The sequence below is a fragment of the Salsuginibacillus kocurii DSM 18087 genome (assembly GCF_000377705.1).
Classification (GTDB): domain Bacteria; phylum Bacillota; class Bacilli; order Bacillales; family Marinococcaceae; genus Salsuginibacillus; species Salsuginibacillus kocurii.
This window is the reverse complement of record NZ_KB898629.1, coordinates 78,594-92,173: the sequence shown is the minus strand read 5'-3', so window position 1 is coordinate 92,173 and position 13,580 is coordinate 78,594. Positions and strand designations below refer to the sequence as shown.

Sequence of the window (13,580 nt, the reverse complement as noted above, 5' to 3'; positions counted from 1 at the left end):
ACAGTTTCGTGCACACTCTTTTGTTTTAATTTTTGAAAAATTTGCCCTTTACGCATATTAAGTTATATTTATTATATAGCATTTTTTATTTTGATGAAAGATTATACGCATAACAAAAATATTTCATTTTAATTCAAAAACATAATGTTGATATTACACTTTCAGGAACTTGACTACCCATAAATTCTTCACTTCTCCTACCCCGAACCTTTGGAATGACACTATTTAACTAGTAGGTCCTTTACACTTTTTTAGGGAAGATCGTATAATCCTCTTCCTTTACATTCCTGTTTCCTTTATCCTAAAACTAAAGACTTTATTAGTTACCATTAGGGGTGTTAAGGATTGGGGTTATTTACGAAAAAACGACAAGAACAGACTAACGCTGAAGTAACGATCGACAGCTCAACGGCCGTCATAGATGTAGATGAAGAACTTCAACTGCAACTAGATATGATCCATCTAACAAAAGCAGATTTAGCACATATCCAACAATTACAGCCAATTATTACCGAACATATTGAGGAGGTTGTCGATCAATTTTATGATAACTTAGCAAAAAACTCAGATTTACAATTTATTATCGATGACCATAGTTCAACCGAACGGCTAAAGCAAACACTAACAGTCCATATTCAAGAACTGTTTAATGGGGTTATTGATACTGCCTTCGTGGAGAAACGCCTACAAATTGCTAAAACTCATGTGCGAATCGGTCTGCAGCCAAAATGGTACTTATCCGCGTTTCAGGACATGCTTTTATCCATTTCTTCTCATATTCGGACGAACGTTCAGGATCCGTACGTGGCAATGGATGCGCTTGAATCCGTGTCAAAACTCATTAACTTAGAACAACAACTGGTGTTAGAAGCCTTCGAACAAGAAAATGAAAGAATACGAAACGAACAGGAACAACACAAATTGGAATTAATCAAGAAGGTAAGTGAAACCTCAGAAGAACTAGCAGCAATCTCTGAAGAAACGAGTGCTTCAACGGAAGAATTAAATCAAAAAGCTAGCGATGTTGTAACATACAGCCAAGAAAGCAATCAGGATACAAAAGCAATCGCCACCCTTTCTAAAGATGGCACAGAAAAGTTACATGTACAAAATCAAAGCGTCAGTCAATTAAACACCGACATGGAAACGATGATGACTGAGATTGACACCTTACAGCATGCTGCGACAGAAATTCATGAAGTCGTAAGCATTGTCGAAGCCATCGCCGACCAGACCAACCTGCTTGCTTTAAACGCAGCGATTGAGGCTGCCCGTGCTGGCGAGGCTGGAAAAGGCTTCACCGTCGTAGCCGGAGAAGTCCGCAAGCTTTCAGAGCAAACGAAAGATTCGATTGACCGCGTAACTGGGCTGATTGACCAAACAAATGAACAAATCAAAAAAGTCTCTACCCATATGAGCAACATTGATAACTTCGTTAAACATAGCGCGAGCGGTTTACATGAAACAAGTGAATTATTCAATGAAATCGTAGCTAAAACCAACACAGCCTCCTCTAGAAGCACCAACGTAGAACAAGAAATCAAACAAGTTTCCACCATTATCGATGAAATAAACGGCACCATCGACCAACTATCCAACCGAGCGGACCAACTAAACCACGCCATCAAAGATATATAGAAAGAAAAGCGGAAAGCGGCGCTCAGGGGCGTCAAGCAAAAGGCGAGCGCTGCCAAAGCCGCTTTTTGGCTTTGAAAGGGCGCGACTTTTGACCTCGAGCCCCTGCCGCTTGCAGCTGGACAAAGAAAAGCGGAGCGGGCTTGCTTAACGACGCAGAGCTCTTCTCTCCCACCGAGGAGGCTGTTGCCGCCGCAGGGTGGGAGAAAGAGATCTCAAGTCGTTAGCCCGCGAAGCTAGACAGAAAAGCGGAGGGCGCCTGACCATTGGCGCAGGGCCCTTCTTCATCGCCGAGGAGGCTGTTGCCGCCGCAGGGCGGGGAAAAGGGATCACAAGCCAATGGTGCCCGGAGCTAGACAGAAAAGCGGAGGCGCCTGGCTTAGAGGCGACAAGTTTTTCAGCACCTGCGCAGAGGACCCTGCTCCTCGAAGTCAGGGGCAGAAAAAACCTCGAGCCTCTAGGCGCCGCAGCTGGACATGAAAAGCGTAACGCTTTCACTACACATAAATGAAGAGTCAACGTGATCTCCAAAAGCCTTTGTCCTTCTCTATAAAAGACAGGGTTTTTTTGGTTGGTCAGTAGTCTTTTAGTAACAATATACAAAATTTTATGTTAAAATTTTACTGTGCATAAAACAATGGGGGGGCGAATTTGTGAAGCAGTTAAAGAAGAAAATCGTAGGCTCGGTTACGGCAGGACTGTTAGCAATCATAGCGGTGCCAACGATTGCGGATGCGGACAGTTCACCACACATTGGGGTGGCTATTAACGATGAGACACAGACATACGATGAACCGGCTGTAGTCCATGATGGACGGACGTTGGTCCCGATGCGTGGGATCTTTGAGTCGCTAGGCGCAAGTGTCACCTGGGATAGTGCGAATCATCAAGTTGCAGGTGAAAAAGACGGCCGGGAGATTGTGCTCCCAGTGGGACAAAACAGCGCTGTCATTAATGGGGAAACGGTTAAATTGGATGTCGGAAGCCAAATCATAAACGGTCGTACGATGGTTCCGTTACGGGTTGTTGGTGATGCGCTCGGTGTAAATGTGAATTATGTGCCCGAGGCTTCTTTAGTGGAAATTGAAAGCGATACGTATCACGGCTCCCCGATGGACCCTCGCGACCGCGTTGCAGACTTGGTAGCTGAAGAAATTGATCAACCGGACCATTATTTTGAAGTCGAAGAATTGTATCCTGAAATATTTTATTTAGTCGAGGTCAGGGTGAACACGGATTATGGTTTGGCACCTGTGGTAGACCGGGCCATTGTAGGACGGTCTTATGAGCATCAGCCTCTCAAAATAAGGCACTGGCTGTTTGATGACGACTTAACACAACAGGAGTTTTATGACTATGTAGACCGTCTTAGACAAGGAATTTTTGGGTAGACCCTCCATATTCAATACAATCTCTTTTACAACATCTTTGATTTTAAATCCCCGCCATTCCTCTCGGTGAAGATGCAGGCTTAGTTACTCAACTGCTTTGGAGGACATCACATACCGAAATGAAAAACACCGCGCCTGTCCTGGCACTTTGAACCTTTTCGGCGGATTGGTAGCCGGTTTATCTAAATGACAAGTTTAATAGTTCTTACTCATTTGCCGCTCTTCTTTTGAGCGCTTTTTTTTGGTCATCTCCTGGTGACTCGCGGCCAGGAGATTCATGAGGTGGAACTGCTTTTTTTTGGAAGCCGCACGACTTTTCGCTGCACTGCCCCGCCCCTGTAAACTAAAGTCGTTTATATTTCAGCAATAATTCGACAATGAATCTACCGAACATTCCGCTGAGATTAATTGCTTTCTTCCCTTTCGTTGACGACAGTTAAATAACCTCAGCGGTATGCCGTGTTTCTTCGACGGCTTGCCAGGGCTTCTATTCCCTTTATCCAAAGCCTCAGAGGTAGTGACCTTTCCGGTGATAACCTTTACCATTCCTCTATTCTTGGGAATACTATTTCAATTTATAAATATATCTCAGTAAAAACAAGCATGGCCAAAACCTTCAATTTATCTGTACATATCTACTGTATACTGGTAATTGCCCACTTTTGGTCAAAGAATGTACTGAAGGAGCGTAACGAGACATGGATACCTTTGTGTTTAAAGAAATTAATGGGTTGGCAGGACGTTTTCCATTTTTAGATAACTTCATGGTTTTTATGACGGAGTATTCCCTTACCTTTTTTTTAATAGCTCTCTTTTTTATGCTCGTTACTGGCATTAAAAAAAGGTTGTGGTTACATACTGGCTTGATCGGAATTATTACGGTGGCCGCTTCGATGGCGGCGGGATTTCTTATCAAAACACTGTTCTTTCGTCCCCGTCCTTTTATGACCGACCTGGAAATGGAGCTGCTTTTAACTCATAACGGGGCTTCTTCTTTCCCGAGCAATCACACTCTGGCGGCCTTTGCTCTCGCCTTTGCCGTTTGGTTCATGCATAAAAACATGGGGCGGCTCTTTTTGGCAGCAGCATTTCTAACTGGCATTTCTCGAATTTACGTAGGGCATCATTACCCTTTCGATGTATTGGCTAGTGTAATCATTGCAGGCTTAATCAGTTATGCCGTCTATCATTCCTTTTTGCGCAAAGGGTGGATCGCTAAAGAAGGCACCCTAGTTAAAACTACCTTCCATCATGAAGAAAAGCTCAGTTCATAGCTGCATCCGCATAGTAACTTCAGAGGGCCCTTTTCGGACAGTGTCCCCCACATGCAGGCTCTTAGAAGCTGGCTGCCCCACTCCTGACTGGCTTACAGACATCTGTTCCGTTAGTTGTTCAAAATCTAGGGCTTTCACAAATTAACAGACACCTGTTCCTCTATTTATACATCCGAACCATATATCGGCTGTTTCCCCCAACTAGTGGCACTTATGTCCGTTTATTTTAAAAATTTTAAAAATATCCTATTTTGGCTAAAATATCGTGCCTCATGTCCGTTACACGTCCCTGCGTGAACTTCTGCCTTGAGATCGGCAACTGAAAATAGCAATGAAGCTCTCCCTCCACTGCTAGTAGTCGATAAATCGAACGGCGCTCCTTCCTTGTTCTCTACATAATGCACGAAAAAACCACCGACACTCGGTCGGTGGTTTTCTTATTAATATACCATTAATCAATATCGAGCCATTCGTCGACTTGCTCACGGTTGTTCTCAATCCACTCTGCGGCAGCCTCTTCTGGGTCCATACCGCCTTCAGAAATATCAAGCATGACTTCGTTCATGTCGTCTGGTGTCCAGTGAAAGTTATCTAGAATTTGATAGGCTTCTGGGTGGTCTTCTTCTAGTCCTTCACGAACCATCGTGCGGATTTCTTCCCCATCGGCATAAACCTCTTTAGGGTCTTCGAGGAATTTCAAGTCATACTCATAAAACTTCCAGTGCGGCTCCCAGCCTGTAACAATAACAGGTTCTTCTTCTTGGTAGCGGGAATCAAGTTCAGCTGTCATGGCTGCATCTGTACTTGTAGTCATTTCCACATCAAGGTCGTATTCTTCAATGACTTCTTCAGTTGTTATTACCACACCCGCACCAGCATCAATTCCGGTGATTTCATCAAAATGTTCTGACGTTACATCTTCAATGCTGTTTACATCTTCCATATATTCAGGTACTACCAGGCCAGTTTTCGCACCTTCAAGGTTAGCCCCTAGGTCAACTACCTCGTCGCCATAACGCTCGTAATCGTCTGCCATATCAGATGGAAGCCATGCAGCAACAAATCCATCTGCACTTCCATCGGCTGTTGCCTGCCACATTGGTGACTGGTCAGATTGAGTCATTTCGACGTCATACCCGTATTCTTCAAGTACTTGAGTGATAACATTCGTAGAAGCAAGCTCAGATTCCCAGGCAACATACACAAGCTCAATCTCTTCTCCTTCTACATTTCCACTAGCTTCTCCCTCTCCGTCTTCTTCAGCTTCTTCTGTTTCAGCCTCCGTGCCATTTTCGTCAGCGCCCGTTTCTTCTTGATCATCTGCTTCACCGCAGGCTGCAAGTACCAACGCGCTTAATGTTAAAGGAAGTACTGCTTTTCTTTTCATATACATAGCTAACATGTTCATCCTCCCACAAAATTAAAAATGTACTATTTGTTAAATATAAATTTAACATCCTTAACTAAAACTATAACATATTCTCTGCTCTTGTCAAAGATTGACGAGAGGATTTTTGGCAATGGAGCTATTGTTAACTACCCTCTACTTCTCCATACTATCGCTCCGCCCTTCTATGTCAAGGCCTCTTCCTTCCTCGTTAACCAATGAAGGAAAGATAGTGATTTCTCTACTACACGTACATTGATAATGCTACCTGATGATTAGCATAGGATTGCCATCCCACCTTCTGCTTCTATTGCCCACCTCATATTTTTCATTATTGCTTCTGATATTCTCAACACTTGTGGTACAAAATATAGTCGAATGCATACACAAAGGGTGATGTTGTTGGAAAAATTCATAAACTATAAGGACAGTTTTCTACACGGGGAATGGATTGAAGGGACAAGTGGCCGATCGTATGAGAACACGAATCCTTACGATGATGCGTTGATTCAAACGATGTCGATTGCTTCGAAACAGCAGCTAGAAGACGCATACATTGCTTCAAAAAAAGCACAAAAAAAATGGGCAAAATCGACGGCGGATACAAGAGTAAATATCTTAAATAAAGTAGCCGAATATTTAAAAACGAACAAAGAAGAAATCGTAGATGTGATTGTTCATGAGACCGGGGGCAGCAAAATAAAAGCCAATGTAGAAGTTGACCTAACCGTCGGGATTGTGGAGGAAGCTACCGAAATGGCAAATGAAATCTTCCAGGCAGAGGAACTTCCCGCTCAAGTGGAAGGAAAGAAAAACCGTCTCATCCGCCTGCCATTCGGGGTCATTACTTCCATCTCTCCATTTAACTTTCCCCTCAATTTGTCGATGCGCACGATTGCCCCAGCTATCGCGCTCGGGAACTGCGTCGTTCATAAACCTGATCTGCAAGTGGCTTATACTGGTGGAATTATAATAGCAAAAGCCTTCGAAGACGCCGGTCTCCCAAACGACGTGCTAAATGTGGTCCAAACCGACCTAGAAGAAATCGGTGATGATATGCTGACCACCCCACATTCACACTTAGTCAGTTTCACCGGCTCCACCCCAGTCGGAAAACATATCGGAGAAATTGCCGGCAGCAAATTAAAACGTGTTGCTCTTGAACTAGGTGGCAACAACCCGTTTCTGGTCATGTCGGATGCAAACGTTGACCGAGCCGTTGAAGCAGCTATTTTCGGGAAGTTTATTCATCAAGGTCAAATCTGCATGATTATTAACCGTTTTATTATTCATAAAAGCAAGTACGATGAATTTGTGAAGAAGTTCGTCGAAAAAGCGAGCGAGATTCCGTGCGGGGACCCGCGGGATGACGAGACCATCATTGGTCCGCTCATTAATGATACGCAAGTTGAAGAAGCACAAAAATTAATCAGCAGAGCGAAAGAAGTAGGAACCGATGTGAAGCTCGAAGGGAAACAAGAAGGCCGAGTGATCACGCCGTATGTCTTCGGAGATGTTAAAAATGATAGTGAAATTGCGCAGACAGAACAATTCGCGCCGATCGCAGTGATGATAAAAGCAGAAACTGATGATATCGCGATTGAACTGGCTAATGACACAGAATTTGGCTTAAGCTCAGCTATTTTCACTGAAGATATTGAAAGAGGCAAAAACCTGGCGTTAGAAATCAACAGCGGCATGACTCATATCAACGACCAAACCGTAAATGACAACCCAACCGTACCCTTTGGCGGTACGAAAGAAAGCGGCATGGGGCGTTTCGGCAATCCATGGATCGTTGATAAATTCACGACAACGAAGTGGGTGTCAGTTCAAGAAGAATATCGGGAATTTCCATTTTAAGCAGGTGCTTTAGGAGGACGTCAACAAGCTAGCATAAGCTTTAATCACACGTAAAAAGAGGCCGTTCCCTTCGGAAACGAGCCTCTTTTTCATGGGTAAGATGCAATAGCAGCTTTACCCAGGCAATATAGACACCATATGCTTCTTAAATTAAACGATCGTTTGGTTTTTATACTACTTGTCCCAAATAATCCCCTGGCTAGAGCCGAGCAGTACATCTTTTCCCTGTTGATTATAATTTTGCGCAGAGAAAGTCACCTCTTGATAGCCATTTCTTTGTTCTACATTTGTAACAGTCAGCTTACACGTGATGGTGTCCCCTGTATAAACGGGACGGATATACTCGTTAACCATTTCTTTTATAACGACGTTCAATTCGCCTCCGATTTTTACCCCTAAACTAGCAGTGAACAGCCCGGGCACCATGAAACGTCCATTCTCATCACGCTCCATGAGATGCCGGCCTTTCTCACCTGACAACTCTGCAAACTGAAGTGTCTCTTCTTCGGTAAACGACTTCGACCAGCTAAAAACCTCTCCAATTTGAAGTGTCATCATCTCTCTCCTTCGTTAGTGGGATCAAGCCATTTATTTTATGCTATCACGTTTGCGGATGGACGTAAGCCTCTATTCGTTTACGTTCCTGTTTCAAACCAGCCTTTTGTGCATACAATAAGCACGTCTCTCATGTTTATAGCAGGTAAATTCGTGGGCTTTTATGACGTTCTTAACAATACGATTACAAATGCCGTATTTCCTATATTCTTACTATAATACCTGCTAATATACAATAGTGATTTCCAATATTATCTTTCAATCCATTTCTAAAGTATGGGATGCAGGTCATTACACTTTAACATCATATTTCACGAGGGAGCCGAAGACATTGAAAACTACATACTTTAATTTTACGAGAACAGTTATCATACTAGTTGCTTTAACTTTACTTTTACTACCCCCGCAGGAGACATTTGCTTCTTCAATCGGGATAGATACCGAAGACCGTGATTGGGTGACCACCGAAAAAAGCCCAAGCCTCGTTCCAAACAGCTACTCTGTTGAAAAACAAGAAGACATTTCTATTCCGATGCGGGACGGTACCAGCTTAAATGCCCGTTTATTTTTGCCAGACGGAGTTGAAACAGCTCCAGTGCTCATTATCTTTAACGGATATGGACATACCGGCTCAACTGGTAACAGCTATGATCCCCGCTTGGAAGATTATGTTGAACGGGGCTATGCAGCTCTTCACGTTAGCACAAGAGGGGTGGGCGGTTCTGAAGGCACGTCGACATTGTACAACCATTATGCAGAAGATGGGCATGATTTGGTAGAATGGGCGGCCGATCAGCCTTGGAGTAATGGAGATGTCGGGATGATAGGCCCGTCGCTCCAAGGGATTAGTCAATGGCTGACAGCAAAGGAAACGCCGCCGAGCTTAAAAGCGATCAGTCCAGCGCTCGCTTGCGGGAATTGTTATGAATATCTTTGGTATCCAGGCGGGATGAACATTGGACCCGGGCGCACCGCTTTCGGCGGAGCCGGTTATTCTGCAGCTCTTGAGAACCGAGATTTGAACGAGTGGTGGCAAGAACGCTCTCTTAGCCCCGAGGACTACGAACAGATTGCAGCGGGTGACATTGCAGTGTTAGTTTCCGGCGGTTGGGAAGATTATATTACACCCGGCAATATCGACAGCTTTGCCCGCCTCCGTCAAGCAGATGGTGACAGCCGAATGGTGATTGGACCTAATGCCCACAGCAATGTGGCAGATCTACAACCTTATGCCTTTGAAGACTTGGAGAAAATGTGGTTTGACCATCATTTACTCCAAGAAGAGAATGGCATTGAAGACGACGAAGATGTTCTTTTATATGTGCAAGGAGCTGAAGAATGGCGGTTTGAACAAGACTGGCCACTTCCAGACACGCGCAAAGCATCGCTTTATTTAAGCGAACAGCCAAGCGGCAGTATCAACAGCTTAAATGACGGCACCCTCCAAGCTGCAAAACCGGCTGAGGAGGCGGCAAACACCAGCTATCAGTATGCTGAAGCAAATGGCCCGTTCCTTCATACGTTACTTGAACAATATCGTGGCCGCTCGGAAGCAGACCAAACACGCAGCGAACAAGAAGTCGTAACCTGGACGACCGAATCGTTTGCTGCACCGACTGAGATTACCGGAGAGATCAGCTTTGCCTTTTTTGCAGAAATCGCTGGGGAAGATGCTGATTTCGTAGCGCAACTTTCATCTGTAGCACCGGATGGTACTTCCACTCAGCTTACTGCCGGTTATTTAAACGCGCGACGCTCGGACACACGGGAGACAGCACAACCGGTAACAGCGAGTGAGATCAAGCAGTATGAAATGGAGATACTGCCGACTTCTTATGTGATACCCCAAGGACATAAACTACGACTCAGCCTAGCCGGCGGCACAAAAGCATTAGCAGAGCAGCGTTCTCCGCAAGGCCCCGGTCTAAATGAACATGCAGCGAATGTAACGATTCATCATGACAGGGAGCACCCTTCCAAGCTTGACCTTCCCGTAATTGGTGAAGCACTCTTGCCCACTGAAGAAGGAGAAATCCGTACACCGTATATTAGTGGATACAGCAATGGCACGTTTCAGCCAAGTTCCTCCACCACCCGGGCAGAACTTGCTACGATGCTTGCCAGAACCATCAATGAAGAAGATGAAAAAACCAGCTCGTATACTTCTTTTAATGATGTAGACAGTTCCCACTGGGCGGCTAGTGCCATTACCTTCATGCAAGGTGTCGGACTGATGAGCGGTGACCCAAATGGCAATTTCCGGCCAAATGATGAGATTTCCCGAGTAGAAATGGCCTCAATTGCTACGCGTTTCCTTGAACTCTCTTCCTCTACTCCATATACGCATCCTTTTGATGATGCTACGGGGCACTGGGGAGAACGCGGAATTCAGGCCAGCTATGAAGCGGGAATTATTAATGGCTACCCAAATGGGACGTTTCGCCCTAATAATGACCTCAACCGGGCCGAAGCAGTAAGCATCATTAATGAAATGCTGGAGATTGAGCCTCCAAGTACTATTAATATCGAACGGTGGGAAGACGTTCCTTTTGACTATTGGGGCTTTGAAGAAATCGAAGCAGCTTCTAGATATGAGCGGGTACAGTAACGGGACTTCACCTGCAATTAAACAAAGCGGAAGGCTACGTTCAGCCTCCCGCTTTTTCAAAAGTGGGCGCATCGCCATTTATTCATAATACACCTCACAACGTGCGTTTTCTCCTTATCTATTGAAAAACACATGCTCTGCCTGCAGTTCTTCACCAATATGTAAACGGCCAAACGAATAGTAAGGCAGCTTCCGTTTATCTGTCACAGATCCAGGGTTAAATAGAAGTGTTTTTCCAACATAGCGGAGCAGGGGCATATGCGAGTGTCCGAAAATAATAATATCCATTTTTTCGTCAAAGGCTTCTAGCACTCGCTTTTCGGTCGTTTTCTTTTCACCATGGCCATGCACAAGGCCGATTCTGAATCCTTCGATCTCTAATGTTTTTTTCGCAGGTAGCTGCTCCTTCAAATCTTCCTCGTCGATATTGCCGTATACTCCGTGAAGCTTGCCGTACTGGCTTAATTTTTCATACACATCCATCGTCTGAAAATCACCAGCATGGATGATGTGATTTACCTTTTTTAATTCATCTTCCAGCGTGTCGGGGAACTGCTTTGCTCGTTTTGGCATGTGTGTGTCAGATATAACAAGCCATTTCATTTTTTAACCTCTCTTCCGTTTAGTTTAGCATACTAACAGAAATAATATAGTACAGAATACGATTCATGCTGCAGAACCTGAGCACATGTTTTTACAGCGGAATCCGTTGTGTATTAAGCTGAAGATGGTTGGAATTTGGATTTCTAGCCGTGTGGACACCATACACAACGTAATATTATTAAGGAGGTTTTTCTTTTGTCAAAAAGCATTCTCATGGTAGTAACCAATCACACCACCATCACCGACGACCACAAAACTGGGTTATGGCTTGAAGAGTTTGCCGTTCCGTATAACGTCTTTAAAGAACAAGGCTATGACGTAAAAGTAACAAGCATTAACGGCGGTGAAGTTCCGCTTGACCCTAACAGCATCGAAGACCGAGCAGAATGGAAACAGGCAGAAGAAGAACTGAAAAATACTGCCAAATTAAGTGAAAACGACACGGAAAACTTTAATGGGATTTTCCTCCCGGGCGGGCATGGAACCATGTTCGATTTCCCAGACAACAAAACCTTGCAAACCGTACTTCAGCACTTTGTGGAAAATAATAAAGTCATCAGTGCAGTGTGTCACGGGCCGGCTGGTTTAGTCAACGCCACGTACGCAGACGGCACCCCGATTGTACAAGGGAAAAACGTCTCTACATTTACGGATGAAGAAGAGATTGAAATGCAATTAGACCAGCACATGCCCTTTATGCTCGAAACCAAGCTGCGCGACAAAGGAGCTAATATTGAACGCGGGGAAAAATGGACAGACTTTTCGATAGCAGATGGCAACCTTGTCACCGGCCAGAACCCGCAGTCCAGTAAAAGTACGGCTGAAAAAATGGTGCAAGCTCTTCAGTATATGACCAATTCATAGGGAATAACGGCACTATTTTATAAGGTTTTTTAGAAAAGGCTGTCTTATGGCAGCCTTTTTTAGGTTCAAAGAAATACGCAATGGATGCTCACTCGCGGAGGAAGTAGATGTAAACCCGTCCAACTATAAAGGGATACGCAGGAGATGGTAGTCTAAACGTCGCCCTTTTCGTTGAAAGGAGGCGTGCAACTAAGCAACAAACGATTGCACTTTCTATGCCCGGTGTTCCCTCCAATCGTGTACAGACAGACTCATCTCCCACAGTCGCGACTCCACCCCGTATAATTGATACGTATCCAGGCGACAGGCCGTTTTCTTGAAGCCTGCTTTTTCATAACAAACGATGGCAGGGGTATTCCTTGTAAATACAGCCAAGGTGAGCCACTTCAACCCTAACTCCTCAAACGCCCGCTGCGTAATCTTCTCCATCATTTGCTCCCCTACTTTCTTCCCACGAGCTGAAGGTTCTCCCACCAACACTTTCCCCACCCGGGCCCGAGAGTTTACGTGATCAATCTTCCCTAATGAAATGTGCCCTACCGTCCTGCCTGTCTCGGACTGCACGACGTTATACACTTGATTATCTGGCAGCGTTAAATAGTCTTGCAGCTGTTCATGATCCAACGGGTAGGTGAACATCGGCCCACCCCATTGCAGCAATAAATCGGGTGAATCAACCCAGGCGATCAATTGGCTGAAATCATCTCTCGTAAATGGACGTAATTCAATCTGCATATAGCTCCTCCTTTAGGTAAAGGCGGTTACTTAACAATCTCTCTTTGCATAGACCCACCACATGCTACAATAGTAATTGACACCTAACCTAAAAGTTACGTATTGTTAGGATGAATACCCATGGTTACATATGAAGGAGGAAATCACATGGATGTAAACCCATTACCAGCAGACATTCAAAAACAACTCGTTTTAAACGCTGACATTCATAAGGTGTGGGAGACCGTAGCCACAGCCGAGGGCATTGCGTCTTGGTTTATGCCAAATGATTTCAGCCGCGAACAAGGCGCTGAATTCACACTCGAGTCCCCTTTCGGACCGACACCTTGCAAAGTACTTACTCTCAACCCTCCGCATGAGCTTACCTTTTCTTGGAATGACAACGGCTGGGAAGTCAGCTTTTTATTAAAAGAACTCAATGGTAAAACAGAGTTCACACTTATTCATTCGGGCTGGGGCGCAGCAGAAGACATTGTTCCCGGACCAGGGCCGGACCAAACGAACGAGGAAATCCGCAACCGTATGGATAACGGCTGGGACTCAATCGTTTATGAAGATCTGCGCAAAGTAGTGGAAGCATAATGGCTCTAGCTTAGTAAGCGAAAGGACGACTGTTGCTGAGCCACTTATCTGCTGCACTTAAATAGAAGGATTGCTCAAACGCA

General features: G+C 44.7%; 11 protein-coding genes. 7 read left to right on the top strand and 4 right to left on the bottom strand.

From position 1 onward, the window contains the following. Nucleotides 1-345: 345 nt before the first annotated feature. From D469_RS0113910 to D469_RS20410, 3 genes are all read left to right on the top strand, one after another. Complete coding sequence (locus D469_RS0113910) at nt 346-1,638, top strand: globin-coupled sensor protein (protein ID WP_018924010.1); 1,293 nt, start codon at nt 346-348, stop codon at nt 1,636-1,638. A gap of 650 nt (nt 1,639-2,288) precedes the next feature. Further along, complete coding sequence (locus D469_RS21275) at nt 2,289-3,026, top strand: copper amine oxidase N-terminal domain-containing protein (RefSeq protein ID WP_018924008.1); 738 nt, start codon at nt 2,289-2,291, stop codon at nt 3,024-3,026. A 698-nt stretch (nt 3,027-3,724) separates the two neighbouring features. After that, nucleotides 3,725-4,300, top strand: a complete 576-nt coding sequence (locus D469_RS20410; RefSeq protein ID WP_018924007.1) for a phosphatase PAP2 family protein — start codon at nt 3,725-3,727, stop codon at nt 4,298-4,300. Nucleotides 4,301-4,751: 451 nt separating this feature from the next. On the opposite strand, the gene D469_RS0113885 is transcribed toward D469_RS20410, so the two are convergent. Continuing rightward, complete coding sequence (locus D469_RS0113885; protein WP_018924005.1) at nt 4,752-5,702, bottom strand: glycine betaine ABC transporter substrate-binding protein; 951 nt, start codon at nt 5,700-5,702, stop codon at nt 4,752-4,754. Between the two features lie 387 nt (nt 5,703-6,089). On the opposite strand from D469_RS0113885, the gene D469_RS0113880 reads away from it, so the two are divergent. Then, a complete protein-coding gene (locus tag D469_RS0113880) occupies nt 6,090-7,550 on the top strand; it encodes an aldehyde dehydrogenase family protein (protein WP_018924004.1) in 1,461 nt (486 codons plus the stop codon). 174 nt (nt 7,551-7,724) lie between these two features. Here the strand turns inward: D469_RS0113880 and D469_RS0113875 are convergent, their stop codons facing one another. Then, nucleotides 7,725-8,105 carry an FAS1-like dehydratase domain-containing protein gene (locus D469_RS0113875; RefSeq protein ID WP_018924003.1) on the bottom strand — a complete coding sequence of 127 codons (381 nt, stop codon included), beginning with the start codon at nt 8,103-8,105 and terminating at the stop codon, nt 7,725-7,727. A 331-nt stretch (nt 8,106-8,436) separates the two neighbouring features. Here D469_RS0113875 and D469_RS0113870 point away from each other — a divergent pair, with 331 nt between their 5' ends. Further along, a complete protein-coding gene (locus D469_RS0113870; protein ID WP_018924002.1) occupies nt 8,437-10,713 on the top strand; it encodes a CocE/NonD family hydrolase in 2,277 nt (758 codons plus the stop codon). 114 nt (nt 10,714-10,827) lie between these two features. Here the strand turns inward: D469_RS0113870 and D469_RS0113865 are convergent, their stop codons facing one another. After that, entirely contained in the window at nt 10,828-11,316 is a 489-nt protein-coding gene (locus D469_RS0113865; RefSeq protein WP_018924001.1) for a metallophosphoesterase family protein, read from the bottom strand. Between the two features lie 195 nt (nt 11,317-11,511). On the opposite strand from D469_RS0113865, the gene D469_RS0113860 reads away from it, so the two are divergent. Next, entirely contained in the window at nt 11,512-12,180 is a 669-nt protein-coding gene (locus tag D469_RS0113860; protein ID WP_018924000.1) for a type 1 glutamine amidotransferase domain-containing protein, read from the top strand. 213 nt (nt 12,181-12,393) lie between these two features. Here D469_RS0113860 and D469_RS0113855 read toward each other — a convergent pair whose 3' ends face one another. Then, the gene (locus D469_RS0113855) at nt 12,394-12,915 is read right to left on the bottom strand and encodes a GNAT family N-acetyltransferase (RefSeq protein ID WP_018923999.1); all 522 of its coding nucleotides are present in this window, start codon (nt 12,913-12,915) and stop codon (nt 12,394-12,396) included. A 147-nt stretch (nt 12,916-13,062) separates the two neighbouring features. On the opposite strand from D469_RS0113855, the gene D469_RS0113850 reads away from it, so the two are divergent. After that, a complete protein-coding gene (locus D469_RS0113850; RefSeq protein WP_018923998.1) occupies nt 13,063-13,497 on the top strand; it encodes an SRPBCC family protein in 435 nt (144 codons plus the stop codon). Nucleotides 13,498-13,580 lie beyond the last annotated feature (83 nt).

Bases quoted from the DNA above. Each gene is read 5' to 3' on its own strand.
- D469_RS20410 (WP_018924007.1), top strand. From the start codon at position 3,725: ATGGATACCTTTGTGTTTAAAGAAATTAATGGGTTGGCAGGACGTTTT.
- D469_RS0113885 (WP_018924005.1), bottom strand. From the start codon at position 5,702: ATGTTAGCTATGTATATGAAAAGAAAAGCAGTACTTCCTTTAACATTA.
- D469_RS0113875 (WP_018924003.1), bottom strand. From the start codon at position 8,105: ATGACACTTCAAATTGGAGAGGTTTTTAGCTGGTCGAAGTCGTTTACC.
- D469_RS0113865 (WP_018924001.1), bottom strand. From the start codon at position 11,316: ATGAAATGGCTTGTTATATCTGACACACACATGCCAAAACGAGCAAAG.
- D469_RS0113855 (WP_018923999.1), bottom strand. From the start codon at position 12,915: ATGCAGATTGAATTACGTCCATTTACGAGAGATGATTTCAGCCAATTG.
- D469_RS0113850 (WP_018923998.1), top strand. From the start codon at position 13,063: ATGGATGTAAACCCATTACCAGCAGACATTCAAAAACAACTCGTTTTA.